The sequence below is a fragment of the Gorillibacterium sp. sgz306347 genome, from assembly GCF_059735245.1.
In genome coordinates, this window is sequence record NZ_JCAPET010000053.1 from 1 (window position 1) to 26,926 (window position 26,926).

General features: G+C 59.1%; 23 protein-coding genes. 16 read left to right on the top strand and 7 right to left on the bottom strand.

All coding sequences use genetic code 11. The annotated features are described in order from the left end of the window. From AC6I6H_RS19735 to AC6I6H_RS19745, 3 genes are all read right to left on the bottom strand, one after another. The coding region (locus AC6I6H_RS19735) for a hypothetical protein (protein ID WP_497955895.1) at positions 1–263 on the bottom strand (263 nt) is incomplete at its 3' end. Positions 264–372: 109 nt separating this feature from the next. Beyond that, complete coding sequence (locus AC6I6H_RS19740) at positions 373–999, bottom strand: FMN-dependent NADH-azoreductase (protein ID WP_497955897.1); 627 nt, start codon at positions 997–999, stop codon at positions 373–375. A gap of 233 nt (positions 1,000–1,232) precedes the next feature. Further along, entirely contained in the window at positions 1,233–1,565 is a 333-nt protein-coding gene (locus AC6I6H_RS19745; RefSeq protein ID WP_497955898.1) for a winged helix-turn-helix transcriptional regulator, read from the bottom strand. Positions 1,566–1,751: 186 nt separating this feature from the next. On the opposite strand from AC6I6H_RS19745, the gene AC6I6H_RS19750 reads away from it, so the two are divergent. The 9 genes from AC6I6H_RS19750 to AC6I6H_RS19790 all read left to right on the top strand — a co-directional run bounded on the left by AC6I6H_RS19750 (position 1,752) and on the right by AC6I6H_RS19790 (position 11,351). Further along, positions 1,752–2,867, top strand: a complete 1,116-nt coding sequence (locus tag AC6I6H_RS19750; RefSeq protein WP_497955899.1) for an aminopeptidase — start codon at positions 1,752–1,754, stop codon at positions 2,865–2,867. Between the two features lie 12 nt (positions 2,868–2,879). Next, a complete protein-coding gene (locus AC6I6H_RS19755; RefSeq protein WP_497955900.1) occupies positions 2,880–3,494 on the top strand; it encodes a TetR/AcrR family transcriptional regulator in 615 nt (204 codons plus the stop codon). 135 nt (positions 3,495–3,629) lie between these two features. Beyond that, a complete protein-coding gene (locus AC6I6H_RS19760) occupies positions 3,630–4,622 on the top strand; it encodes a ribose-phosphate diphosphokinase (protein WP_497955902.1) in 993 nt (330 codons plus the stop codon). 2 nt (positions 4,623–4,624) lie between these two features. Continuing rightward, positions 4,625–5,323, top strand: coding sequence for a response regulator transcription factor (locus tag AC6I6H_RS19765; protein WP_497955906.1), 699 nt, complete (start codon positions 4,625–4,627; stop codon positions 5,321–5,323). Beyond that, complete coding sequence (locus AC6I6H_RS19770; protein WP_497955908.1) at positions 5,320–6,399, top strand: sensor histidine kinase; 1,080 nt, start codon at positions 5,320–5,322, stop codon at positions 6,397–6,399. The genes AC6I6H_RS19765 and AC6I6H_RS19770 overlap by 4 nt, the downstream gene beginning before the upstream one ends. Positions 6,400–6,707: 308 nt before the next feature. Continuing rightward, complete coding sequence (locus AC6I6H_RS19775; RefSeq protein ID WP_497955909.1) at positions 6,708–7,259, top strand: PadR family transcriptional regulator; 552 nt, start codon at positions 6,708–6,710, stop codon at positions 7,257–7,259. Then, a complete protein-coding gene (locus AC6I6H_RS19780) occupies positions 7,256–8,488 on the top strand; it encodes an MFS transporter (protein WP_497955911.1) in 1,233 nt (410 codons plus the stop codon). Before AC6I6H_RS19775 ends, AC6I6H_RS19780 begins: the two co-directional genes overlap by 4 nt. Positions 8,489–8,626: 138 nt before the next feature. Beyond that, positions 8,627–9,397 (top strand): ABC transporter ATP-binding protein, encoded by a 771-nt coding sequence (locus AC6I6H_RS19785; RefSeq protein WP_497955913.1) that lies wholly within the window; start codon positions 8,627–8,629, stop codon positions 9,395–9,397. Beyond that, complete coding sequence (locus AC6I6H_RS19790; RefSeq protein ID WP_497955915.1) at positions 9,372–11,351, top strand: FtsX-like permease family protein; 1,980 nt, start codon at positions 9,372–9,374, stop codon at positions 11,349–11,351. The genes AC6I6H_RS19785 and AC6I6H_RS19790 overlap by 26 nt, the downstream gene beginning before the upstream one ends. A 111-nt stretch (positions 11,352–11,462) precedes the next feature. On the opposite strand, the gene AC6I6H_RS19795 is transcribed toward AC6I6H_RS19790, so the two are convergent. From AC6I6H_RS19795 to AC6I6H_RS19805, 3 genes are all read right to left on the bottom strand, one after another. After that, positions 11,463–11,690 carry a hypothetical protein gene (locus tag AC6I6H_RS19795; RefSeq protein WP_497955917.1) on the bottom strand — a complete coding sequence of 76 codons (228 nt, stop codon included), beginning with the start codon at positions 11,688–11,690 and terminating at the stop codon, positions 11,463–11,465. Next, positions 11,641–12,696, bottom strand: a complete 1,056-nt coding sequence (locus AC6I6H_RS19800; protein ID WP_497955918.1) for a TIR domain-containing protein — start codon at positions 12,694–12,696, stop codon at positions 11,641–11,643. The genes AC6I6H_RS19795 and AC6I6H_RS19800 overlap by 50 nt, the downstream gene beginning before the upstream one ends. A gap of 98 nt (positions 12,697–12,794) precedes the next feature. Next, positions 12,795–13,742 (bottom strand): cation diffusion facilitator family transporter, encoded by a 948-nt coding sequence (locus tag AC6I6H_RS19805; protein WP_497955920.1) that lies wholly within the window; start codon positions 13,740–13,742, stop codon positions 12,795–12,797. A 368-nt stretch (positions 13,743–14,110) separates the two neighbouring features. On the opposite strand from AC6I6H_RS19805, the gene AC6I6H_RS19810 reads away from it, so the two are divergent. From AC6I6H_RS19810 to AC6I6H_RS19820, 3 genes are all read left to right on the top strand, one after another. After that, positions 14,111–14,986, top strand: coding sequence for a sugar phosphate isomerase/epimerase family protein (locus tag AC6I6H_RS19810; RefSeq protein WP_497955922.1), 876 nt, complete (start codon positions 14,111–14,113; stop codon positions 14,984–14,986). A gap of 293 nt (positions 14,987–15,279) precedes the next feature. After that, positions 15,280–15,891: a thymidine kinase gene (locus AC6I6H_RS19815; RefSeq protein ID WP_497955925.1), complete on the top strand. Its 612-nt coding sequence runs from the start codon at positions 15,280–15,282 to the stop codon at positions 15,889–15,891. Between the two features lie 13 nt (positions 15,892–15,904). Continuing rightward, the gene (locus tag AC6I6H_RS19820) at positions 15,905–17,164 is read left to right on the top strand and encodes an NAD(P)-dependent malic enzyme (RefSeq protein ID WP_497955926.1); all 1,260 of its coding nucleotides are present in this window, start codon (positions 15,905–15,907) and stop codon (positions 17,162–17,164) included. Between the two features lie 120 nt (positions 17,165–17,284). Here AC6I6H_RS19820 and AC6I6H_RS19825 read toward each other — a convergent pair whose 3' ends face one another. Further along, complete coding sequence (locus AC6I6H_RS19825; protein ID WP_497955928.1) at positions 17,285–18,415, bottom strand: NAD(P)H-dependent flavin oxidoreductase; 1,131 nt, start codon at positions 18,413–18,415, stop codon at positions 17,285–17,287. 282 nt (positions 18,416–18,697) lie between these two features. Between AC6I6H_RS19825 and AC6I6H_RS19830 the strand changes: the two genes are divergently transcribed. The 4 genes from AC6I6H_RS19830 (at position 18,698) to AC6I6H_RS19845 (ending at position 24,634) form a co-directional block, all read left to right on the top strand. Next, positions 18,698–19,699 (top strand): inorganic phosphate transporter, encoded by a 1,002-nt coding sequence (locus AC6I6H_RS19830; RefSeq protein ID WP_497955930.1) that lies wholly within the window; start codon positions 18,698–18,700, stop codon positions 19,697–19,699. A 1,463-nt stretch (positions 19,700–21,162) separates the two neighbouring features. Beyond that, positions 21,163–21,420 (top strand): hypothetical protein, encoded by a 258-nt coding sequence (locus AC6I6H_RS19835; protein ID WP_497955932.1) that lies wholly within the window; start codon positions 21,163–21,165, stop codon positions 21,418–21,420. Continuing rightward, positions 21,405–23,549 (top strand): LuxR C-terminal-related transcriptional regulator, encoded by a 2,145-nt coding sequence (locus tag AC6I6H_RS19840; protein WP_497955934.1) that lies wholly within the window; start codon positions 21,405–21,407, stop codon positions 23,547–23,549. The genes AC6I6H_RS19835 and AC6I6H_RS19840 overlap by 16 nt, the downstream gene beginning before the upstream one ends. 413 nt (positions 23,550–23,962) lie before the next feature. After that, the gene (locus AC6I6H_RS19845; RefSeq protein WP_497955936.1) at positions 23,963–24,634 is read left to right on the top strand and encodes an HD-GYP domain-containing protein; all 672 of its coding nucleotides are present in this window, start codon (positions 23,963–23,965) and stop codon (positions 24,632–24,634) included. The last annotated feature ends 2,292 nt before the right edge of the window (positions 24,635–26,926 follow it).

The window sequence follows — 26,926 nt, forward strand, 5'->3', positions numbered from 1 at the left end:
CCGTCGCGTACCGCCTGCCGCATTCGCGCGTGTCCGCTCCCGGCGAGCCTCGCCCGCCGCATTCGCGCGGTTCCGCTCCCGTCGCGTACCGCCCGCCGCAGTCCCGCGGTTCCGCTCCCGTCGCGTACCGTTCGCCGCGTCGCCCCGGGCTGCTCCCGGCGGGCCCCGCCCGCCGCGTACCGCCTGCCGCATTTGCGCGGGTTCCGCTCCCGTCGCTGCCGGTCGCTGGCTCGCCTCGCCCCGGGGCGCTTACGCCCCGGCATACCGCTGGCGCTCGCCGTTACCCGCCGCCCGTCCTCGCACGCGGCGCAAACAAAAGGACGGACCGGGCAGCTTCGCAAATGCCCGGTCCGTCCTTTATGCAGCGGAGGTTTAGAACGTTTTGGCGACTTCCTTGGCGCGCTCGATGGCGGCCGCTTTGATTTCCTGCGCTTTGTCCGGGGCGTAAGCCATGCCTTCGACATAGACGCCTTCGTAGTCGGTGATGCCGTAGAAGCGGGTGATCGTTCTCAGGTAGCGGTCGCCCATTTCCATTTCGGCGGCCGGGCCTTCGGAGTAGAAGCCGCCGCGCGCTTGAATGTGCAGCGCCTTGCGGTCGGGCAGCAGGCCGACCGGGCCGTTCTCGGTGTATTTGAAGGTTTTGCCCGCTACGCTGACGGCGTCAATGTACGCCTTGAGCACCGGCGGGAAGCTGAGGTTCCACAGCGGAGTGACGAAAACGTACTTGTCGGCGCTGACAAACTGGTCCACCAGCTGGCTGAGGAAGCTTACTTTGAATTTCTCGGCTTCGGTCAGTTCGCTGCCGCCGGCCAGCTTGCCCCAGCCGCTGAATACATCGTTGTCGATGTGCGGAACGTTCAGCTCGTACAGGTCGAGCTCGATGACTTCATCTCCGGGATGTGCGGCGCGGTAAGCGTCCAGGAAAGCTTTGCCGACGGCAAGGCTGTAGGAAGCCTGCTCGTCATTCGGATGTGCGGTGATATACAGCAATTTTGCCATGTTCGGTTTCGTCCTTTCTCTCTGACAAAGTATGGGTGACGTTTGGAAACGCCTCTCTCTGCTGTTAAGGTACACCATCTACTTATTAATGTCAAGTCGATTACGAAACGTTAGTTTAACAAAAAAGAAAAAGCAGCGGCACGAGTAGTATCGTCCGTTGCTCTTTTTTTATCCGGTGACGGCTAGGTGCCGCCTTGATTGGCCGCATAGGCTTGCGCAAGCCGGCCAAATCGTCAGTGGGCTTCGGGCGCCAGCACGATCCAGCGTTCCGCCCACGCCTGCATTTCCTTCATGATCGGCTCCAGGCTTCTGCCTTTCTCGGTCAGCAGGTATTCGATGCGAACCGGCGTTTCGGGATAGACATGGCGTTCGACGATGCCGGCCTCCTCCAGCTGCTTGAGGCGTTCCGCGAGCATGCGGTCGCTCATGTTAGGGACGCGGTCGACAATTTCGCCGAAGCGTTTGCTTCCGGTCAAAAGCGTCTGGATGATCAAGCCGGTCCAGCGTTTGCCGAACAGCTCGAAGGCGGCTTCAAATTTGGGACACAGGGCATGCTCTTTGGTCATCATCATCATCTCCCCACACCATTATAGCATAGTTACTTGATAATCGTAAGTGGTTCGAAAGGCCGCACGAAATCCAATACCCGAACCTCTTGAAAGTGACGCGGCGCTATGTCAAAATATAAACTGACTACCCGGTCATTTTAGAAGACCGAACCGGAAACCATTATTGAAGGAGAGCGAAAAACTATGCTTGATCCGCGTTTAACGAAGCTGGCCGACGGCCTGGTGAATTACTCTACGGAGGTGCAGCCGGGCGAGAACGTGCTGATCGAAGCCATCGGCATCGACACGCCGCTGATCACCGAATTGGTCAAAGCCGTGCACAAAGCGGGCGGCCGCCCGTTTGTCACCATCCGCGATCCGCAGGTAACGCGCGCCCTTGCGCAGTGCGCCACCGAGGAGCAAATGAGCACGTGGGCGGAATACGACAGCCATACCATGGACCAGATGCAGGCGTACATCGCCGTGCGGGGCGGCAACAACATTTATGAAATGGCCGACGTGCCGGCGGACAACATGAAGCTGTATCAATCCCTCTACAGCCACAAGGTACATAGCGAAAACCGCGTCAAGAACACCAAATGGGTTATCCTCCGCTATCCGAGCCCGGGCATGGCGCAGCTGGCCGGCAAAAGCACTGAGGCGTTCGAGGACTTTTTCTTCGACGTTTGCACGCTCGACTACCGCAAGATGGAACGGGCCATGACCCCTCTGGAAGAGCTGATGAAAAAGACGGACAAAGTCCGCATCGTCGGCCCGGGAACCGACCTGTCGTTCTCGATCAAGGACATCGGGGCCGTGAAATGCTGCGGCAAGCGGAACATCCCGGACGGCGAAGTGTACAGCGCGCCCGTACGCGATTCGGTCAACGGCGTCCTGAGCTACAATACGCCGTCTCCCTACCAGGGCTTCACCTTCGAGAACGTCAAGCTCACCTTTGAAAACGGCAAAATCGTCAAGGCCGAAGCGAACGACACCGAGCGGATCAACAAGATTTTCGACACCGACGAAGGCGCCCGCTACATCGGGGAATTCTCGCTGGGCTTCCATCCGTATGTGCTTGAACCGATGAAGGATACCCTGTTCGACGAGAAGATCGCGGGCAGCTTCCACTTCACACCGGGCCAATGCTACGACGCGGCCTATAACGGCAACAAATCCGCGATTCACTGGGACATGGTCTGCATCCAGCGCCCCGAGTACGGCGGCGGGGAAATCTGGTTTGACGACCGCCTGATCCGCAAAGACGGCCGGTTTGTCATTCCCGAGCTGGACGTGCTGAACCCCGAAAACCTCAAGTAAGAGAGGGCGTCTATGTCGCCAAGAGTATCCGAAGCCTACAAAGAGGAACGCCGGGCCGCGATTTTGGAAACCGGCCTGCACTGCTTCGCCGAAAAAGGATACCGGGCCGCCACCGTCGATGATATCGCCCGGAAGCTAGGCGTCAGCAAGGGATCGATTTACCTTTATTTTTCCGGAAAAGAAGAAATTTACGCCCGCATCATGCAGGAGCGGATGAAACGGACCGTCGACCGGCTGCGCGCCGGGTTCCCCGACGCCTGCGGCGCACGGGAGAAGCTGCGGCTTGTATTCGGCAGCTTCCGGGACCAGCACCTCGACGATCTGCGCCGGCTGCTGGCGTTCCACCTCGACTTCTGGCTGGAATCCTCCCGCTCGGAAAAGCTGCGGGCGTTCATGCGCGGCCAGAACGAGACGGCGACCGGCTTTTTGCGGGAAATCGTCGAGGAAGGCGTGCGGACCGGCGAGTTCCGCTCCGACACCGACCCGGAAGCCGCGGCCAGCCTGTTCTGGGCGGCCCGGGACGGCATCGCCCTGCAGTTTATCGGCGGCGGGGAAGAGCGTGACTACCGCAAGCGCATGGAAGAGATGGAAACAATGCTGCTGCGTTATCTTGGAGCGGCCGGCTGAAAGCTGCCGCCTGAACCGGTTTCTCCGTTGGGAGGGGCCGGTTTTCTTGTTTGTGGCGGGCCGCCGACATTTTTTGCGCAGGCAGGCGCGAAGCGGGAAAGACTGGTATAGTGAAAGGCGGGAGTGTGGTGCGAGATGCGACAAATGAATGACGGAGAAATCAAAATATTCGCCGGAAGCTCCGGCGGGGCGTTCGCCGAAAAAATGGCCAAATTCGCAGGCTGTGAAATCGGGCGCTCGGAGGTCATCAACTTTTCCGAAGGCAATACCTTTGTCCGCATCGGCGAAACGGTCCGGGACAAGGACGTGTACCTGGTTCAATCGATCGGGATGCGGCCGAACGATGAATTTGTCGAAATTTTGTTCTGGGTCGATGCGTTCAAACGGGCCAGCGCCGATTCGGTCACGGTGATCATGCCCTACTTCAGCTACGCTAAAGGAGACAAGAAGGACGAGCCCCGCGTGTCCATCCGGGCCCGGGTGTGCGCGGAATCCATCGAGCTGGCGGGCGCCGACCGGGTGGTGTCGATGGATCTGCACGCCCATCAGATCACCGGCTTTTTCAAGAAGCCCGTCGATCATCTGTTTGCGCTGCCGGTGCTGTGCGAAGCGATCAAGCGGATGGAGCTGCCCGATCTGATTGTCGTGTCGCCGGATGCCGGCTTTGCCAAGCAGGCGCGCAAGTACGCCGATTACCTGGGCACCACCATCGCCATTGGGGACAAGACGCGCAAGGATCACAGCGAGCAGGCGGAGATGCTGGAGCTGATCGGGGATGTGAACGGGAAAACCGCCGTGATCGTGGATGATTTTTCGCTGTCGGGCGGTACGCTGGCCGAGCTGGCCCGGCTCTTGCAGGCGCGCGGAGCGAAGCGGATTTTGGCCTGCCTTTCCCATATGGTGCTCAGCGAAGCGGGCGTCAAGCGGATTCACGAAAGCCCCATCGAATGCCTCATCGGAACCGACTCGGTCGACAACCCGAATCTGCATCTGTCGGACAAAATCAAAATCGTGTCGGTGGCCCCGCTGTTTGGGGAAGCGATCAAACGCATCCACAACCGCGAGTCGGTCAGCCCGCTGTTCGAACGCGTATCCAAGCAGGTCGTCGACTCCTCGCTGGATGACTAGCCATGTTTACGGTTTTGATCGTGGAAGACGACGCGAAGCTTGCTGCCCTGCTGGAAACCCATATCGGAAAATACGGCTACCGTACGGAACGGGTAACCGCGTTTGACCGGGTGCTGGAGCAGTTTCGGAAAACGCAGCCCGATCTGGTGCTGCTGGACGTGAATCTGCCCCGGTATGACGGGTTTTACTGGTGCCGGCAAATCCGCGCCGAATCGAAGTGCCCGATCTTGTTTATTTCCGCCCGGGACAGCCATCTGGACCAGGTGCTGGCGCTTGAAAACGGCGCGGACGACTACTTGACCAAGCCGTTTCACTACGAAGTGGTGACGGCCAAGATCGCCAGCCACCTGCGCCGCGCCTACGGCTCCTATTCGGCCCGGCAGGAAGAACGTATGCTGCAGGCGGCCGGCTTGACGCTTTATCCGGAACGTTTTCTTGTGAAACGGGAAGGGCGGTCGGTGGAGCTAACGCAAAAGGAATCCGTGCTGCTGCAGGCGCTGATGGAACGAGAGGGACGGGTGGTCGCGCGCGAGAAGCTGCTGGACCGGCTGTGGGAGGATCAGCATTTTGTCGACGATAACACGCTGAACGTTTACGTAACCCGGATTCGGAAGAAGCTGAAGGAGCTTGGCGGCGGCGAAGCCGTGGAAACAGTGCGCGGCGCGGGTTACCGGCTGGGCGGAGGCGAAGCGGAACGATGAGGCTGTTCTGGAAGGAGCAGGTGCCGCTGATCGCGGTTTTTCTGCTGCAGGCCGTTCTGATTCCTGCTTTGTATTGGCTGTCCGGGGAAAACCGGCCCATTTCGATTGTTCTGTACGGCATCGGGCTGACCGCCGCGATTCTCGCAGGCTATCTGGCTTACCGGTACGTCACGCACCGCAAGCTCTACGCCCGGCTCGCCCGGCCGGAAAACGTCAGCCGGGAAGGCTGGGCGCCCGGCATGGAGGAGTCGCCTCTTCCCCGGGCGGTGAACCGGCTTCTTGAAGCCCAGCGCCGGTTTTACATGGAGGAGCTGCAGCTGGCGGACCTCCGCGCGAAGCGCCACACGGAGTTTATGAACCGCTGGGTGCATCAGATGAAAACACCCGTCTCCGTTCTTCAGCTGACCGCCCGGGAGCTGAAGGACGAGGAAGCCGCCGACAGCATTCTGGAGGAGGTTGAACGGATCCGGCGGGGGCTGGAAACGGTGCTGTATTCGTCCCGGCTGGACCGGTTCGAGCAGGATTTCGCCGTTGGTCCGGTCGAGCTGGATGCGGTGGTGCGCCAGGCCGTAGCGGACAACCGCAAGCTGTTTATTCTGGGAGGCTTGCGCCCCGAAATCCGGATCGGCCGGGAGTCGGTCGTCCGGAGCGACCGCAAGTGGCTGCTCTTCATGATCGGCCAGATTACCGCAAACGCGGTCAACTATTCCGCCGGCGTCTCCGGAGCGGATGAGATCGTATTCGAAGCCCGCACGGAGGGGCCCGAAACGGTGCTGTCGATATGCGACAAAGGGATCGGCATCGCAAAGGAAGACCTGCGCCGCGTATTTAACCCGTACTTTACCGGCGAGCAGGGGCGGCAGTACAAGGAGTCGACCGGCATGGGCCTGTATTTGGTGCGCGAAGCCTGCAGCAGGCTCGGGCACCGGGTCGAGCTCGAATCGGAGCCCGGCAGGGGAACGACGGTCCGGCTCATTTTCCGGAGCGACGCTTCGCCGGGCGGAGGGGATCGGCCGCCGAAGGAGCCGTTTTTTTCGAAAGAGCGGGATGCTCCTTCACAAAGCGAAAGAGAATAGCGGAGGCGGCCGGCCCTCGGCGGCGTCTTCATCCATGGGAGCCAAAGGCTCCGGACCGTCCGTTCCATCGCGTTGCTGGAGCGGATCGACGGCCCGGAACCGAGGCTCTTTTTTTCGGGCGGCTGGCGTCCTTTCTTGGACCGGAGCAAGAGGAATGGGCTCATTTGAGCGCGCTTCGCTGTCCCTTTCAACGGTTCCATGGGCGAGTCTGCCAAAAAGTGCTTTACAAGAAGGAGAAGACGTGATAATTTTCTAATCAAATAGTAAACGTTTAGTATTATACATTTAGTAAATAAGGAGGAAGACGGATGACAAGAACGATGGTTCTCGGGCTGCTCCACCTCATGGGCCCGATGTCCGGCTACGACATGCAGCAGATGATGCAAAGCTCGCGCACGGACATGTGGGCGAATGTGCAGCCGGCATCCATTTACCATGCGCTGAAGAAGCTGCAGGGAGAGGGCAAAGTGGTGCTGGAGCAAATCGAGCAGACCGGACTTCGCACCAAAGCCATTTTCCGGATTACCGAGGATGGCGAGCGGGAGCTGGAGGATTTGCTGAAGCGGAGCTTTCGGAACCTGTCGGTTCTTTTTCCGACAGAGCTTTACACCGGGCTGACCTTTATGGACAAAATCCCGAAGGAATCCGTTCTCGAAGCGCTTGACGCGCAGGAAAAAGAAGTGGATGAGCTGCTGGAAGCGATGAAGGCGGGGCATGCGGCCAAGGCAAGCGCCTTTGGCGAGGCGGCGGTGCCGGGACCGGTCCGGCTGATCTTTGAAAACATCTACGACCAGTGCGGCGTCCAGAAGAAATTTATCCGGCAGCTGAGAGACTATTTGAACGGGGCGGAAGAAAAATGACGAAGCCACAGCCTGAAAACCGCCGCCGGAAAGCCGTTTTGCTTGTGGTGGCCATTGCCGTCTTTACGGATATGCTGATATACGGGCTGGTGGTTCCCGTTTTGCCGGCCTACGCCGAATCGCTCGGGGCCACGCAAGCCCAAGTGGGGCTTTTATTCGCAAGCTACGCGATCGCGCTCTTTGCCGCAACTCCGTTCTTCGGCTTTCTCTCCGACCGGATCGGCCGGAAAGGGCCGCTTCTGTGGGGGCTCATCGGCCTCGCCGGAGCCACGCTGCTGTTCGCGTTCTCCACGGCGTTCTGGATGCTGGCCGTCGCTCGCGCGCTGCAGGGCATTGCGGCCGCGGTCACCTGGAGCGCCGGCCTCGCCCTGATCGCCGATGTTTATCCATCCGACCAGCGGGGCAAAGCGATGGGGCTGGCGCTGTCGGGCCAAGCGGCCGGCACGCTGCTCGGGCCGACGGTCGGCGGCTGGCTGCTTGAATGGGGCGGCTATCACACGCCGTTTCTGTTTGCCGCCGGCATCGCGCTGCTGGACGGCGTTCTGCGGGTAGTGCTGCTGAGGGGACTGCCGGAGGCGGAACTGGAAAAGGGGGACATGCTGGCCCCTTTCCGGGTGCTCCGCTATCCCGCCATGCTGAAGATCGCCGGTCTGGTCGCGCTTGGCGCGGCGGTGCCGACCATCCTGGAGCCGACGCTGCCGCTGCACTTGAGCCGGGAACTGAATGCAAGCCCGGGCGTCGTCGGCCTGCTTTTCGCTGTCCCGACGCTGGCCTACGGGCTGGCTTCGCCGCTGATCGGCTCCCTGTCGGCGAAGCTCGGCAACGGGCGGCTGATCGCAGCGGGCCTGCTGCTCACCGCCCTGGCGCTTCCGCTGAACGCCCTCCCGACGAGCATCGCTCTGCAAGCGGCGGCGCTGGCGGCGCTTGGCGTCGGCATGGGGCTGATCCTGGCTCCCTCGCTTCCCGAGCTGGCGGACGCATCGGAAGCGACGGGCATCCGCTCCTACGGCGTCACCTTCGCCCTGTACAACACCGCTTATTCGGCGGGGATGATGATCGGCCCGCTGGCAAGCGGGATGCTGGCCGACGCGTTTACGCTGGAATGGGCGTACGGCGTCATGGGAGCCGTTGTGCTGCTTTATGTGCCGGTCATGCTGACGGGCGGCAAGCGGTCCCGGGGGCTGCGTGTTTACCGTTCGGCAGGAGAAGGGACGGACAAGCCGAGCTGAAGCCGGTCCCGGGCAACCTTACGAAAATGTAAGGAGCCGTTAAGATAAACCGCTGGCTCCGTTCCGGCGGCGGCTGGTAGAGTAAAGGCATGACCAAACAATGCGGGTGTCCGCGGCATCCGGCAAGGGAGTGCCAGAATGGAAATATTGAATGTAACCGGGTTGAACAAAATTTATGACGGCAAAGTGGCGACACAAGCGCTGACCGATATTCACATGACCATCGATAAAGGCGAGTTCGTCGGCATCATGGGCCCCTCCGGGAGCGGAAAGACGACGCTCCTGAACATGGTGTCCACCATTGACGCTCCGACCTCGGGCAAAGTGCTGATCGCCGGAGAGGACCCTTACGCGCTCGGGAAAGCGAAGCTGGCGGAATTCCGCCGGCGCCGGCTGGGGTTTGTGTTTCAGGATTTTAATCTGCTGGACACGCTGACGGTGGCGGAGAACATCGTGCTGCCGCTCACGCTGGACGGCAAACCGCTGAAGGAGATGGATTCGCGGCTGAAACGGATCGCGGAGCATCTGGGCATCGAGGCCATTCTCGGCAAGCGGACGTATGAAATCTCCGGCGGCCAGCGGCAGCGCACGGCCATCGCCCGGGCGGTGATCAACTCGCCGGCGCTTCTTCTGGCCGATGAGCCAACGGGGGCGCTGGATTCCAACTCCTCCCGGGTGGTCATGGAAACGTTCGAAAGCTTGAACCGCACGGACGGCGCGACGATCATGCTGGTAACCCACGATCCGCTGGCGGCCAGCTACTGCAACCGGGTCGTCTTTATCAAGGACGGCAAAATGGTGAGCGAAATTCACCGGGGCGACAACCGGCAGGCCTTTTTCCAGAAGATCATCGACATGCTTTCGTTTTGGGGAGGGAACGCCCATGAACTTTCGCCGATTCGCGTTTAACAACGTCCGGCGCAACGGACGGGCCTACTTCGCCTATTACCTCAGCAGCTCGTTTATGGTAATGATTTTTCTCGCGTTTGCCATTCTGGTCTATCATCCGGACATCGCGGTTTCGGAATTCGGGGAAATGACGCGGACGGTCGTCCGGGTGGCGGAATACATCATTTTCATCTTTTCTTTTTTTTATGTGCTGTACTCCGTGAGCGTCTTTCTAAAGGCGCGCAACCGAGAATTCGGCATCCTGACGATTCTGGGGGCTTCGTCCGGGCAGGTGAACCGGCTGATTTTTCTGGAAAATATGCTGATCGGCTGCGGCGCCATTGTCACCGGCATTGCCGGGGGCGTGCTGCTGGCAAAATTTTTTCTGCTGCTGAGCACCCGCCTGATCGGAATAGAGGACCTGCCTTTCTATTGGCCAAGCTCGGCGATTCTTTTGACCGCCTCCGTTTTCATGGGCTTGTTTCTGGCCATTTCCGCGTCCACGCTGCTGTTTATCCGCAAGAACCGGGTGCTGGAGCTTCTGACCGGCAGCAGCAAACCGAAGAAGGAGCCGAAGGCGTCCGTTTTTTTCTCCCTTCTCGGGATCGCCCTTTTGGGAACGGGGATTTATTTGCTGGCGGGCGAGAAGTTTACGACCGAAAATATTCTGCTGACCGCGCTGGTGGGGATTCCGGGAACTTACTTGTTTTATACCCAGCTGTCCGTGCTGGCGGTGCGGCTTCTGAAACGCAGCCGGGGCTTGTTCTGGAGAAAAACCAATCTGCTGTGGATTTCGGACATGGCTTACAAACTCAAAGACAACGCCCGCATGCTGTTCCTCGTGACCGTCGTTACCTCCATCGCCTGCATGAGCATAGCGTATGTGCTCTCCATGAAGCATGAAAACGTACAAGTCTACCGGGGGAACCCGTTTGCCGTCTCTTATTCCGATTACAACAACTCGGCCCAAACGAAGCTCACTCTGGGAATTATCGAATCCAAGCTGAGCGAAGCCGGATTAACGTATGAACGGGTATCGGTCAAACTGGCGAATGCCGACGTCGTAGCCGGCGGTGCAATTACAACCAAGGATCCCATGTCCGTCAATTGGGTGAGGCTGATCAGCCGGAGCGATTTTGAGAAGCTTGCGGCGGTCATCCGAAAAGCCAATCCCTTGGCCGTTCCGGAGTTGCCGGAGCCGGACGGGGGATGGCCCGATGACGTCGCCCGGTATTACAGCGCCGCTCCGTTTACGTACCGGGACGACGGTGCCCCCACGGTAACGGCCGGCGGAAAAACCTACCGCCTGGACAAGGCGCTCCGGCTGGAGCGGCTGTCCACAAGCTCGGGAATGGACCGCCTGCTGGTTGTGACGGACGCCGCCTTCAAAGCTGCGGAGACGGAGAAAAAAATCTCGTTTGCCACGACCATCTACCGGTACTTCATTCCGGCCTGGCAACCGGAGCGGTTTCCCGAGAAGAACGGACCGGAGCTTGCTTTTTACAATGCTGTATTGGAGGACCCCGCTTATAAAGAGCTGGATGCGGACGGATGGTTTACCATGAGGGCGCAAAGTTATATGTACTTGAAGGAAACAACCTCCGTTATCGGATTTATCCTGTTGTTCATCGCGGCGATTTTCTCGCTGGCCTCTGCCAGCTTCCTGTTCTTCCGGCTGTTCTCGGAGCTGGAGCGCGACAGCCTTATTTACCGGGCGTTGTCCAAGGTCGGGCTGAGCAAGCGGGAGATGCGCAAAAGCATCACGGTACAGCTGGCCGTTCTCTTCTTCATTCCGACGCTGGTTTCCGCCGTCCAGACGTTGGTCGTGCTTTATTACACGCTCGACAATATCAACATCGAGCTTTCTCTTGGCGTCGTGATGACGGCATCGGCAGCTTTTGCGGCGGCACAGGTTCTTTATTTTGCCGTTATCCGCGCGCGCTATCTGGGCCGGCTTGCCCGTGCGATGGTGTAGGCGGCGTTAAGCGGTTTCCGGCGGGAGACCGGGCAAGCGCAAGCAACAAAAAAGGATGGACGCCCAGGGGCGCTCCATCCTGATTTATTTGTACGGGATAATAGCTGCTGCTTATCTCGCGAATGACGGCATGTTGTCGTTCACCGTACCGCTGATAATCTTGGTGTAGCGTTTGTCGCGGCCGTCCACAGACGGTCCGGTAAACAAGCCTGTTTTGCCCGCGTGGCGGATATACCCGGGAGCCGGAAAGCCGCTCTCTCCCAAAAGCGCCGCCGCCAGCGGCAAATGCTCAAGGCTGAATTCGTGCGTTCGAAAGTTGATTCCCTTGTTGCCGTTCATTGCGAACCTCCTCATCGATCAGGTGTCTGATGGTACGAAGCAGTTCGTCGTTGCGGTCCACGATCTCGGCCAGCTGCACCTCCGACAGATCCTTCAGGCCGGAGATATGTACGGAGAGAACGTGTTCATTCCCTAAAGGATAGCACAAAACAAATACTTTCGCAATTTCATCATCCCGGTAAAACGCCCATTTTCCGCTAAAAAATACATCCAGCACATAATTGGGCGATTCGCCTTTTCCCGCCGGCGGGCCGGCATTGAACGGGAAGTAGCGCCCTTTGCCGACGTTGCCTCCGATCTGGGCGATGCCGGCGTCCCCGCAGGTACGCCAAAACGCGGCTCCGGTGACGCGGAATTCCTCGGGCGGAAGCAGGGAGTTGCGAACCGCTTCGCTCAAGGCGTTGAATTTTTCCGCCCGGTCGGGGACGGTAACGTTGCGCAGGTATTCCCAGAAAAATTGCAGAACGCTCTGCTTGCTTTCAAGCATCCGTTCCGCGTCCAGGTAAAAGCTTTCGCGGGCAATCCGGTCGGCGATCTCGCCGCAAGCCACATCCACCGATGCGGAATAATTATGATCGGTCCTCCTTTCATATTCGAGCAAAGTCAGACCCTGCAAATCGGAAAGCAGATGGAACTCCTCGGCGCCAAGAGCTGCGGCTTCTTCCGTCACGCGAATTTCATTGGGGATCAGGCAGAACACGCGCCGCCTTCTGAGCCTTCCCCAGAACAGGCCCATCTCGTACAGGGTGTTATCCCGCGTGACGAACACCGGCTTGCCCCGAATCACGGCCACATCGTCCGGCGCAAACACGAACACGCCGAAATCGCTCCGGTCCAGCTGCAGCTCCAGCGCTTCCATCGTGTACTCATTGGCGCCGAAAGCACCCGCATACCAAGGCGTAACCTGGGCGACGCGCTTGAGGCCGTTGTGAACGGCTCGCGCGACCCGGATCGCTTCCCTGGAAGAGCCGATAAACAGGTTTGGTTTTGGAGTTGTCGCTCCCACGGCACACGCCCCTTCTCTTTGTTGCTGGGATTTCACATAATTATACTATAAATGGTGAAATTTTGCTTTTATTGGGCGAAAAAAATAACCCGCCGGGGTTATTTTTTTGCGGTCGCCGGGTTCGGAGCGGGCGAAGGACCGGTATCGTTCTCATACCACGGGTTCAAATGCACCAGCACTTCGCCGACATTCGGATGCGCGTCGATGATGCGTTTTTTGATCTGCCGCGAGATGTCATGCCCCTGCTGGATCGTGAGCAGCCCGGAAACGGAAGCCCGGACATCGACAATGACATAGTGGCCGTGGTCGCGCCCGCGCAGCCGGTCGATGCGTTTTACCTCCGGGATTTCACTCACGAGCCGGGCGTACTCCTGCAGGGCGGCCGGATCGACGCTGTGCTCCATCAGGATGTTTAGCGCTTCCTTGCCCATGTCATACGCGAGCTTCATGACGAGAAACGAAACGAGGATACCCGCGATCGGGTCGCCGTAAGCCAAAAAGCCGATGCCGCGCGCATGGCCGATCAAGGCGAGGAGGATGCCGATTACCGCCGCAAGGGAAGCGTACACGTCGGCCAGATGGTCGTTGGCGGTGGCGATCAGCCCCTTGCTGCCCGAAGCGCGCCCCAACCGAATTGTGTACACGTATAGGGCCAGCTTCCATAAAAGCGATACGGCGGCGGCGGCGAGCGGAAGCACATGCGGAGCGGCGGGCTCTTCAAACAAAACGCCAGCCGAATGGATCGCCATGTAAACGGAGGCGACGGCAAGAATAAGGGCGACGATGCCCGAGCCGAGCACCTCCGCTTTGCCGTGTCCGTATGGATGGTCTTCGTCGGCCGGGCGGTTCGAAACCTGCATGGAGCCGAGCGCGGCTCCCGAAGCGATGACGTCCCCCGCGTTGTGGACGCCGTCCGCCACCAGCACCTGGCTGTTGAACAGGACGCCGACAGCCAGCTTGAAGCCGGTGAGCGCAATGTTGCTGAGCAGGCTGATCCAGGCCGCGATGATGGATCTTTTGCGGATCGTGCCGTGATTGTCGGTCATTTCGACGGTTCCTCCCGGGTGAAGCGCGAATGGGTAAAACAGCGGTCAACAGGAAAACCCTCAACTCCCGGTTGAAGGTTTGGCGGACGGATATGAGGTTGGTTCGCTCTTGATTCCGAATGCCGGATTCTGTAGTGACTATAGCAAAAGCGTTAAGGTTTTGCAATGAAGCGTGTCATTGCGGGAAAGAGAACGTGGAAACCAAGCTCCATTTTGCTTTCGAATAGTGGTAATTTTCTTCATTTTTAATTTTGTTGAATTTTTATTGGCCTAACCGGTTGAAATGGCCCCCCCAATGGCATAAGATAAAGGCGAAATGATTGGAAAGGCCAAGCCTTCACATCATGGGAAAAGAGGGGAATCGAACAATGTTATCCAATAAGATTGGCGTTATCGTGGACAGCTTTCGTCTCGGCGTGCGGGAAGGGCTGCTGAAAGCGAAGGAGGTCGGAGCGGACGGGGTTCAGATTTACGCCGTCGAAGGCGAAATGGCTCCGGACAACCTGGACGCGGCCGCACGCCGCGAGCTGAAGGAATACATCGCTTCGCTGGGACTGGAAATTTCCGCGCTTGTCGGCGATCTGGCCGGCCACGGCTTCCAAGACAAGAACGAAAATCCGTGGAAAATCGAAATGTCCAAAAAAATTCTGGACCTGGCCGTCGATCTTGGAACCAATGTGGTGACGACGCATATCGGCATCGTGCCCCAGGACAAAAACGACCCCGTTTACGCGGAAATGCAGAAAGCCTGCGAAGAGCTCGGCGTTTACGCCAAAAGCAAAAACGCTTACTTTGCCATCGAGACAGGCCCGGAGCCGGCGGCCCATCTCAAGGAGTTCCTGGATTCGCTCAGCACGAACGGCGTTTCCGTTAATTTCGACCCTGCCAATATGGTCATGGTGACCGGCGACGATCCGGTCGAAGGAGTCAAGCTGCTGAAGGATTACTTGGTACATACGCATGTCAAGGACGGCGTGCGTCTGACCGAAGTCGATCCGAGAGAGGTGTACGGAGCGCTCGGCTTCGAGAAGATGTCGCACGAGAAAATCGCCGCGATGGGCTCGGACGGCAAGTTCTTTGAAGAGCTGCCGCTCGGTGCGGGCAAAGTCGACTTCGACGCGTATTTTGCGGCCCTGGAGGAAATCGGCTACAAGGGCTACCTGACCATCGAGCGCGAAGTGGGCGACAATCCGGAGGAAGACATCCGGAAGGCCGTCGAATTTGTCAAACGCTATAAAGGCTGATTTCCGGGATGCTTCCCAAGCGGCCCGGGCTGCGCAATCCCGTTTTCGCGGCCGGACGCGGGAAGCGCCGGAGCCCAAACGTTCCCTCTGCGGATTTTTCGCGGCGGGAACGTTTTTTTGTTTCCCGGGAGGGGACGGACAGGGAGAAAAGTTATCGCTGTGAGAAGGAAATTCCATGCCGGAACGTGCGGCACGCCTATTCCTTTTCCGGCGGGAGGGGGGTACAATAGGAAAGGAATTCAGGACGGGGGAAGCCGCGCGCGGCTGTCCGCCGGCAGAAAGGACAAACCACATTGGCCAAGCTTTATTACCGCTACGGGACGATGAACAGCGGCAAATCGATGGATATTCTGAAGATCGCCAACAACTACGAGGAGCAGGGGAAGAAGGTGCTGATCTTCACGTCGGTGGTCGACACCCGTTTCGGCATCGGCAAGGTCACTTCCCGGGTCGGCTTCCAGAGGGAAGCGCTGCTGATGGATGAAGGCATGCTGGCGAAGGTAAAGGCGGAGATGCCGGATTGCGTCGTTGTCGACGAGGCCCAGTTTGCGGGCCCGGAGCAGATCGACACGCTGGCCGAAATCGTCGATACGCTTGGCATTCCGGTTATCGCTTACGGACTCATGACCGATTTCCGCGGCGAGCTGTTTGCCGGCAGCAAGCGGTTGCTGGAGCTGGCCGACCGGATCGAAGAGGTCAAGACGGTTTGCTGGCACTGCAACAGCAAAGCCCGTTTTAACACCCGTTTCAACGAGCGGGGACAAGCGGTCTTTGCGGGCGAGCAAATCGACATCGGCGGCAACGACAAGTACCAGCCTCTTTGCCGGAAGTGTTATATGAAGGAAAAAGCCAAATACGAAGCGGCTGTCCGGGAAGCAAAAGCCGAGGCGGCCGGTAAAAACTGAAGGGAACGGGACAATGGCGGAGCAGTCGAATAAAGTGGCGGAGCAGGAAACGGAGGACCCCTTCGAATCGGCCCGGCCGGACCAGAGGAACCTGGTGGCCGACCCGACCTTTCGTATGCACATGGGCGGCAAAATGGAAACCGTGCCGAAGGTGCCCATTCAATCGGCGGACGATCTTTCCCGGGTTTACACGCCGGGCGTCGCCCAGGTTTGTTTGGCCATCCACGAAAACCCGGGTTTGGCGCACAACCTGACCATCAAGCGCAACACGGTGGCGGTTGTGTCGGACGGCTCGGCTGTGCTGGGGCTCGGCAATATCGGCCCGCTTGCCGCCATGCCGGTGATGGAAGGAAAGGCGATGCTGTTCAAGCAGCTGGGAGGCGTGGATGCCTTCCCGATCTGCCTGGACACGCAGGACACCGAGGAGATTATCCGGGCGGTGAAGCAGATTGCGCCGGGCTTTGGCGGCATCAACCTGGAGGATATTTCGGCGCCGCGCTGCTTTGAAATCGAGCGCCGGCTCATCGAGGAGCTGGACATCCCGGTGTTTCACGACGACCAGCACGGGACGGCCGTGGTGATGCTCGCCGGTATTCTGAACGCGGTGAAGCTGGTGGGCAAACGCTTGGCGGATTGCAAGGTCGTCGTTTCCGGAGCGGGTGCGGCCGGTACCGCCTGCACGAACATCCTGCTTTCCGCAGGGGTGACCGAGATCATCGGCGTGGACCGGTGCGGGGCGCTTGTCCGCGGCCGCGATTACGGGAGCGAGGCCTGGAACCGGTATGCGGAACGGACAAACCCGAACCGCGAGGAAGGCTGCTTGTCCGATGTGATTCGCGGAGCGGATATCTTTATCGGCGTTTCCGCCCCCGGCCTTCTGAAGCAGCGGGATGTCCGCAGCATGGCCAAGGACGCGATCGTGTTCGCGATGGCAAACCCGAATCCCGAGATCACGCCGGAGGAAGCGGGGCCGTATGTGCGCGTGATGGCGACCGGACGGTCGGATTATCCGAACCAGATCAACAACGTGCTCTGTTTCCCCGGGCTGTTCCGGGGCGTGCTGGATTGCCGCGCGGAGCGGGTGACCGAGCGGATGAAGCTGGCGGCGGCACGCGCGATCGCGGGTGTGGTCCGCGAGCAGGAGCTGAGCGAAAGCTGCATCATCCCGAGCGTGTTCAACCGCGAGGTGGCCGAGCAGGTTCGGCTTGCCGTGATCGGTGAAGCCCAGGCCGAAGGAGTCGCCCGGCGGCCCATGGTTCAGCCTCCGCAATAACGCTGCTGCGGTTTGCACTTCTGCTTCCATTATCCCCTTCATAGAAGAAAGACGCCTCCGGCATGGCCGGGGGCGTCTTTTTGCTGCGGGCGGATAAGGAATCAAATGGACGGTCTTGCGTCATCCTAGCAGGGAGGCGTCACCGCTGCCGGCGCGGCCGAGCGTGTCCCCGGTTTCCCGGACCAGCCGACGGATCATTTCCTCCGCAGGCTGGCCGTTTTTCAGGAGACGGGTGCCCTGTCCGGCCCAAAGCGCCATAAATTCCACCTGTCCCCGGCGCTCGGCTTCTTTGCGGATGCTTCGGGTCAAGGCTTCCTGGACCGGGAAGGGCGGGATTTCCTCCTCCCTCATATCAGCCTGCTCGGCGGTAAAACGGTTGCGGATGGCGCGCCCGGGCTTACCGGTAAAAAGGCGGGTAACCACTGTGCTTTCCTCCATGCCGGTTAACAGCGCCTCCCGGTAGCGGGCGGGCAGCTCGGCCTCGCGGCAGCCGAGAAAAGCGGTCCCCAGCTGAACGCCGGAGGCGCCGAGCATAAGCGCGGCCGCGATGCCGCGCCCGTCCATAATGCCTCCTGCGGCAATGACGGGAACGTGCAGCTCGTCAGCGAGAGCCGGAATCAGCGCCATGGTGCCGATCAAGGCCTGGCGGTAATCGCCAAGAAAGGTCGCCCGGTGCCCGCCCGCCTCGCTTCCCTGGCCGACCACGAGATCCACTCCCTGGTGCTCCAGATGGGCCCCTTCGGCGACGGTGGTCGCCGTGCCGATCAGCACCGTTCCGGCTCGCTTCAGCGCATCGATCCATTCGTTGTCCAGGACGCCGCAGGTAAAGCTGAAGACAGGCGGCTTGCAAGCCACAACCGCCTCCATCTGCTCTTCAAAGGAAGGCGCGTCCGGCGCGGGCGGGTCCTGCTCCGGAAGGCCGAGCTCCTGCCGGTACGGCTGAAGACGGCGCCGCATCTCCGCCGACAGGGCGGCTTCCGACGAGGCGGCATCGGAAGGAGCGGCGTTCGTTTGCGCTGCGGGCGCAGGCAGCGGCAGATTCACGGCGAAAGGCCGGTCTGTCCGGGCCCGGATCTCCCGGATGGCCGTGCGGATTTCTTCGCCCGACAGGCCTCCGGCGCCGATCGCGCCAAGGCCCCCGGCGGCGGATACGACGGCGGCCAGCCGGGCTCCGGCGGCGCCGGCCATGCCGGCTTGGAGAAGCGGATAGCGAATGCGGAGAAGCTCGGTTACCGCATTATGGTTCCACACGGGCATAACCCCCTTATCTGTTTTGTTTCCGAACCGGCCGTTGTCCATATCCGGAAAACCGGGCGGCGGTCCTTTCGGAAAATACGAAAGATTGTTCAATCTTTAAAGCGCTTTCGCGCCGTACGGACCTTAAAAATTTCTCAACATTTCGACATGAGTGTGATATGATTCTTCATGGTCTTAATAAATTCTTAACATTTGTTGTAATGGAAGGACAACTTCGACTGCGTTTCCTCCTCGAAGCGGAGCCTACATAATCTATAACCACATAGGAGGGTCTTTGTGACAGCGATCGTCATTATCGTCATCCTTGCGCTGCTCTTTGACTTTATCAACGGGTTTCACGATACGGCCAATGCCATCGCGACTTCGGTGTCCACCAAAGCGCTGAAACCGCGGTTCGCGATTTTTTACGCCGCGATCCTGAACTTTTTCGGAGCGATCATGGCTGAAGCCGTGGCGAAAAGCATCGGCAAAGGCATCGCGGACCCGTCCGCCATCGAAAACGGCATCCAGATCGTTATCGCTGCGCTGATCGCCATGATTTTCTGGAACCTGCTGACCTGGTATTTCGGCATTCCGTCATCGTCCTCTCATACGCTGATCGGATCGTTGGCCGGGGCCGTTATCGCCGGAGCCGGCTTCAGCGAAATTCACTGGGCAGGGTTCAGCACGATTTTGACGGGCCTGATCATTTCGCCCTTGATTGCTTTTGTCGCAGGGTATATCATTCTGAACCTGATCCGGCAGATCCTCAAACGGTTTCACAAAACGTCACCCGGCACCATCAACAAGGGCTTCCGCTCCATGCAGATCATTTCCGCCGGCTGGCAGGCGCTGTCGCACGGCATGAACGACGCGCAGAAGGCGATGGGCATCATTTTCTTCGCGCTGGTATCCGGCGGCTTCGCCGACAGCGGGGACCACATTCCGCTGTGGGTCAAGCTCTCCGCCGCCACGGCGATGGGCCTCGGCACCTCCATCGGCGGCTGGAAGATTATCCGGACGGTCGGCAGCAAGATCATCAAGATCGAGCCGATGAACGGCTTCGCCTCCGACTTGACTTCGGCCAGCGTGCTTTCGATCGGGACCCACTTCGGGATGCCTCTTTCCACGACGCATGTCGTGACCTCCGCTATTATCGGTACGGGAACAGCTATTCGCCCGCGGTCGGTGAACTGGGGTACGGTCACCACAATGCTTTTGACTTGGGTGATCACGATTCCCATCTCCATGATCATCGCTTTTCTGGTCTATCACCTGATCTATACGATCATTCTTTAACCGGCTCGGGGAATATCGGAATGGCGTCCCGTGTTCCGTAAGAAAAAGAGGCGCAGCGGACGAGTAACCGAGCGGCCCCGCGACGCAGCAGCCCGGCGGCTGAGCGGCACAGCGGGCGGCAACTGAGGAAGACAATCGCGTAAAACGGATCGGCAAGGAGATTCTGCTTGCCGATCCGGTTTTTTTTGTCCGACTTTTGGTAGACTAACGCGGGCCTCCGGCTGTTCTGCCTCCGGAGAAGCGTTACGGCACATTGCCACTTGCTTTTTTTGCCGGTAGCTAGCCGCTTTCCGGAGATTCCTTCTGCGGGCTTCCGAGAGAAGGTCGAAGGAGCGGCGGCCCCCCATACGGCAGTCGCTGTTCGCGGCCGGCGCATTTAGTGGGGCCAGTTAACAGTGTCGGTTAACAGCGCCGGTTACAGTGTCGGTCAACAGTGGGGTCAGCGGTGCCGGTTACAGTGTCGGTCAGCAGTGAGATTAACGGTGCCGGTTACAGTGTCGGTCAACAGTGGGGTCAGCGGTGCCGGTTAACAGCGGGGTTAAGCAATGTCGGTTAACAGTGCGGCTAACGGTGTTGGTTACGTTACCGGTCAACAGTGTTGGTTAACAGTACCCGTAAAGAGAGGAAGGGAAGGCATACGATTTTGCCTTGTACGCGACTGTATTTGTTTGGGACCCGGTCTGCGATTTGCCCCCGCCATGCTCTAACGGTTGCCACAGCGCTTATTCGGGCCAAAATAGCCCTTTTTCTGCGCTAACGGTTGCCACAGCGCTTATTTTAGAAAAAACAAGCTAAATCAAGCAAAAAAGCGAAAATAAGCCCCGTGGCAACCGTTACAATTTGAAACCCCTCTTTTTTCGCCAAATAGCCGCTGTGGCAACCGTTAGAAAACCGCCGGCAATTTTCCAAAGCAACTGGCGGAACCATGGGGCAACCTACCATGCAACTGAAACAACTGGCGGAACGAGGGGGCAACCTACGAAGCAACGGAAGCAACTGGCGGAACGAGGGGGCAACTTGCGAAATAACTGTAGCAACTGGCGGAACCATGGGGCAACCTACGATGCAACTGAAGCAACTGGCGGAACGAGGGGGCAACTTGCGAAATAACTGTAGCAACTGGCGGAACCATGGGGCAACCTACGATGCAACTGAAGCAACTGGCGGAACGAGGGGGCAACTTGCGAAATAACTGTAGCAACTGGCGGAACCATGGGACAACTTGCGAAGCAACGGAAGCAACTGGCGGAACATGAAGCAAATTGTCGAGAACCTCCAAAGTGCACTCGCTAAGCAGTGCGCAGCTCACACGAGCTGACCGGGGTCTATTTTGTTCTACAAAATAGGCGCTTTATTTGTTTTCCAGAAGTTTTTTTGTCGAAAAGCGATACTTTTGGGTATATGGTGGGTAAGTAAGGGTATAGGGCAGGATCCGCCCAAGGGGAATGAAGGAGGTATCGATTATGGATGAATCCGAAAAGCTGGAGCTTGAGCTTCAAATGGAATGCACGAAATATTTTCAGGCTCATCCTCATGCGGCAGAGACCTGCGAAGAGCTTTCGCTTCGTCTCGGGATCGGCCCCGAGCGAATGGAAAAGACGTTGGAGCGGCTGGTTGCCCTGCACATTCTGGAGCATGCGAAAAACGGCCCGCGTTCCGTTTACCGCTACCAACTGCCCAAATTGACCACACAGGACGGTTCGACATGGACGAGTACATAGGACTTCTGCAAAATTTGCAAGATACATACGCCGCACAAACCGGTCTTTGCATGATCGTCACCGACGGAGGGGGAAGATGGATAACGCGGCCCTCCGGCCGGACGGAATGGATCGATCATCTGGAAGACGCCGGGCAGGCGGGCATGCTTTCCGACGAGGTACGGAAGATTACCCGTTCCGTGGAGACGCTGAATCACCCGGTTGATTTTGAGTTCCGGCCCGGCATCAAGCTGATGGCTGCCTCCACCACGGCCGACGGAATGGGGCGGCTTTATCTGCTGGCCGGCTTTTTTACCGATACGCGGGCCCGTCTTTTGCTGCAAAGCTATTATGAAGGCGAAGAGAGCGAAGGCACGCTGTACCGCCAGCTGCGGGACTCCGTTCCCGAATTGAACGGGGAGAGGAAGCGGCAGCTCGGCGAGAAAGTGGCGGCCATGGCCCGGATCGCGCAGGCGCTGACCGAATCCGAGGCCGGACGCAAAACGGGCAAACGCCATTTGGCCGCGCTGCGGGAAATGTCGTCCTACGTGGAGCAGACCGGAGGAAAGCTGCGGGACATCATGCAGCAGTTTTTCTATCTCCGGGACGGCATCGATTTTCTCGGCTACGCCAACCGGCTGGACGAAAGCCGCTTTCAGGTGACCGAGGTAATGGGCGATGGCGGCGCCAGCCTGATCGGGTCGACGTTTTCGCTGGGCGAGGGCTTTCTCGGTCAGACGGCGACGACCCGACAGCCCGGGGAGTGGAGCAATATCGGCCGCGACCCGCGCGTGCTTTTTTTCCGGCAAAACAATCTTCATCCCCAAGCTTTGTTTTCTTTCCCCGTTCTGAAAGACGGCGGCGTGGTCGGCATCCTGTTCGGCGGGAGCCGGACGCGTACGGCGATCCCAAGCGAAATGATCGATCTCGGCCAAACGCTGTGCGCCTTCCTGGGCGCGCGGCTCGCCTTCCACGATCTGCGGGAGGAACGAAACGCCCATTACATGAAGCTTTCCATGCTGATGGAGATCAGCCGCTCCGTCACGATGATCCAGGACATCAAGCGGGTGCTTTTTATTCTGATCGACATGAGCCTGAACCTAGCGCAGGGGCCCTTCAGTTCGGCGATGCTGGTGCGGGCAAAAGGCAAAGCCCAGATGGTGTCCCGCGGGCTGTCCCAGCCCCAGGTGGAGCAGTACATCAAAGAGCTGTCGGAACGGTATGCTTCCTATGAAGCGGAGGACCCCTATTACGGAAGGGCCATGCTGTCCGAATTTCAGGGCATCCCGGTGTTGGAGTGCCCCCTCGTGTACCGCTACGAACTACTCGGCGTGCTTTGCGTCGCGCTGAAGGGGCGCGGCGACATCGAGAATCTGCGCGACTTCGTGCTGACGCTTTCGATCGCAGGAAGCGGCGCCGTTCACCGCATCATGGAGGATGAGCGTACGCCCGACCGGGACGCCGCCCGGTTGTTGCATCTGGCCGAACGGCAGTGGGATGAAGCCGGCAGCGAAACGGCCAAAAAGGCCGGCGAGCTCGCCGCCGAATTTGCCCGGCTGCGCCGGATGCCGGAGCGGGACGAACGGCTGGCGGAGGATGCTTGCCTGACGGTCGATTACGACCCCGAGCTCATCCGCGACATGATGCGGCCGGAGCTTCTGGACGTGCTGCGCGAGGTGCGGGTTATCCGCCAAAACCGGACGGATGCCGCCGGCCGGGAGGAATCGTTCCGCGAGGTGTCGCAGATTGCGGCGCTCGCCCTGGAGCATACCCGGGATAAAGGGACGGGGGCCAAGCCTCCGCTGCGCGTGAATGCGGACCTGCGCAAGGAATTCGAAAACCTGCTCAGCCGCAAGGAGGTAATCGACTTTGAGGTGACGCTGGGCGAGACGGCGACCGCGCGCGACGAGGTGCGTACCGATCCGCTGCAGGCGATCCGCGACTTGAACCTGCTGTCTTCCCGCGAGCAGGAGGTGCTGAGCCAGGTCGCCGTCGGGTCCAGCAACCGGGAAATCGCCGAAAAGCTTTTTATTTCCGAGCACACGGTGAAAAACCACATGACGAACATTTTTCACAAGTTGGGCGTGACCGACCGTTCCCAGCTCATCGCCATGGTCTACCAGCTCGGATTCAGCCAGCCGCAGGAATAGGAAACAGGTACTCCTCTCCGGCGGAAAGCTTTCGGTTCGGCGGACGAAGGGCGCTTCCTTGGAAGCGTCCTTTTTGCTGCATAAAAAAAGTGGGATTCTGGATATTTTTCTTGAAATCGGGCTTTCACCCGGGCATCTGCGGGTATTTATTCATGAAGGCGTATCGGGCTGCTGCTTATGGCCGCATACGGCTTTGCCTGCCAACCCGACTTGAGGATGCATCCGAATGGGAAAAAGGAGAAATATGTCGGTTCTCGACGGAAAATATAGGAATAAGGTGTGACAAAGCGCACTTTAACAAAAAAAGTAAAGATAAGAAGCTTCGGTGATTGGTTTTTTGTCTAAATAATAAGAAAATAATCCGTATAAAGAACCGCGTCACCTAGACGCAAGATACGGAAGGGGTGAGTGTCATGATCAAAAAAACATCCAAGAGAACCAGCGAATTTTTCCGCATTGCGCAACGTTTTTGTCTGGAACATCCGGAAACCCGGTTTTTGCTGCAGCGCCTGCAATCCCACGATAAATTCATATACGAGCATTCCCTTCGGGTCGCTTATTACAGCTTGATCATCGCCAAAGGGCTGGGGTTTACCGCAAGCGAACAGGAAGTGATTTACCGCACGGCTCTTCTTCAGGACATCGGCAAGCTTCAGGTGTTGGAGGGGGGAGAAGTGCTGACGGACAACATGCTGACCGGAAAAGCTTCCATTCTCAGTCATCCCGAGTTCAGCGCAGACGTGCTTAAGCCTTTTATCGAGCAAGGATTGGTGGACGGCGAAGCGGTGCTCCAGCACCACGAAAATCTGGACGGAACCGGATACCCGGCCGGCCTGATCTGGTCCGAAATCGGACTGAACGCGCGCATCCTCCGCGTGGCCGACGGCTTTGCGGCCATGACGTCCGTCGATGCCCGGACCGGAAACGTCACGGGCGTGGATGAAGCGATGAGCGAGCTTTACCGCTGGAATGACATTCACTACGACGCCGATCTTGTCAAGCTGATGCTGGTTCATTACGAATCGGGCAGCAAGAAAAAAAGCAAACCGGACAAAGCGCCGGTCCTCCAGTTGATCAATCCGTAAGGCGAAACGCCGCTTCCGTCCTTGCGTGGACGATACCCGGCCCCTGTGATACAGTGGAAAGGAACGAAAGCCCAGACATCGGAGCGATGTTCGGGCTTTCTTGCGTCCGGGAGATGAAACATTTCCCTCCTGCAAAACGTATTTACCATACATACTTCTTTCCCCGCCCCCCGCGTCTAATGCCGGGAAGCGCTTGGAGCAGCTCCTCTGCGCGGATGCAAAGCAGGCTTTCGGTCCTTGCCAGTGCCTCATGCGATGGCGTAGTCTTGAAAAGAAACGAGACGGCCGGGTAATGCCTTCCAATCGCCCGGTGGCCGGATCGATCTACGTCCTGCCGCCACGAGGTCTTCCGCTTGCAAAGCAGGAAAGGAAGTGCAAAAAAGCAATTAACTATGAGACGGACAGGTAATTTATTGCAATTTCCCGGTGGCCGGATCGATCTATCTCCTGCCGCCACGAGGTCTTCAGCTTGCAAAGCAGGAAAGGAAGTGCAAAAAAGCAATTAATTTTGCTGGTATTCGCTATATTCGACCGAATAGATGCGAAAAAGCACTTATTTCTTGCGTTTTCTCTAAAAATCGCTCCTATAGCAGGAAATAAGTGCGTTTTTGACACTATTTCGTAATAGCTCCCAAAAGCGTTGGAAATAAGTGCCGCATTGCACTTATTGGTTGCCTTCCCTGGACGTCATCGTTTGATCGATTCTTTAGCCGAAACTTCTTTTGGCCAAGAAAGCAGATGCAAAAGGAAGGATGAGCGAAGCAAACTGGACTGGAACGTCCCAAAAGAGAACAACCTTCGTGGATCGGGCACTAGAAGACGGAGGCGCTTCGCACGAGTCCGGCTGCAGCATTGACATTTACGAAGTGAAGCCAGGGCTATGGGGGGCACGCCGGCCGCAAGAAGCGTGCTGCGGAGCCGGGCGCAAGAAGCGTACTGCGGAGCCGGGCGCAAGAAGCGAACTGAGGCGCCGGGCGCAGGAAGCGTGCTGCGGAGCCGGACGCAAGAAGCGAACTGCGGCGCCGAGCGCAGGAAGCGTACTGCGAAGCTAGGCGCAGGAAGCGTGCTGCGGAGCCGGACATAAGGAGCGTAGCGCGGAGCCTGGCGTAAGAAGCACCTGCGGAGCCGGGCGCAAGAAGCGAACTGCGGCGCCGGGCGCAAGAAGCGTGCTGCGGAGCTGGGCGCAAGAAGCGTAGCGCGGCGCCGGGCGCAAAAAGCGTACTGCGGAGCCGGGCGCAAGAAGCGTGCTGCGGAGCTGGGCGCAAGAAGCGTAGCGCGGCGCCGGGCGCAAAAAGCGAACTGCGGCGCCGGGCGCAAGAAGCGAACTGCGGAGCCGGGCGCAGGAAGCGTGCTGCGGAGCCGGGCGCAGGAAGCGCACTGTGGAGCCGGGCGCAGGAAGCGTGCTGCGGAGCCGGGCGCAGGAAGCGCACTGTGGAGCCGTGCGCAGGAAGCGTACTGCGAAGCTAGGCGCAGGAAGCGTGCCGCGGAGCCGGACGCAGGAAGCGTGCTGCGGAGCCGGGCGCAAGAAGCGTGCTGCGGAGCTGGGCGCAAGAAGCGTAGCGCGGCGCCGGGCGCAAAAAGCGTACTGCGGCGCCGGGCGCAAGAAGCGTGCTGCAGAGCCGGGCGCAAGAAGCGAACTGCGGAGCCGGGCGCAGGAAGCGTACTGCGAAGCTAGGCGCAGGAAGCGTGCCGCGGAGCCGGACGCAGGAAGCGTGCTGCGGAGCCGGGCGCAAGAAGCGTGCTGCGGAGCTGGGCGCAAAAGCCCAGCGTGAGCATAGGCGCAAAAACCCCCGCGTGAAAAAGGGGCGGAGGGCTCGGAGCGTTCTGCAGAAGCGTCAGCGTTCGCCTTTGTTTTCGGGGGCTTTCCACTGCCTGTTTCCAATCAAGAGCCCCCGAAAACAACAGCGATCGAAAGAACGCTCCGATAGCCCGGAGCCCCCGGGTTCACGCGAAACGCTGAACGCTCCGATAGCCCGGAGCCCCCGGCTTCACGCGAAACGCTGAACGCTCCGATAGCCCGGAGCCCCCGGGTTCACGCGAAACGCTGAACGCTCCGATAGCCCGGAGCCCCCGGCTTCACGCGAAACGCTGAACGCTCCGATAGCCCGGAGCCCCCGGCTTCACGCGAAACGCTGAACGCTCCGATAGCCCGGAGCCCCCGGGTTCACGCGAAACGCTGAACGCTCCGATAGCCCGGAGCCCCCGGCTTCACGCGAAACGCTGAACGCTCCGATAGCCCGGAGCCCCCGGCTTCACGCGAAACGCTGAACGCTCCGATAGCCCGGAGCCCCC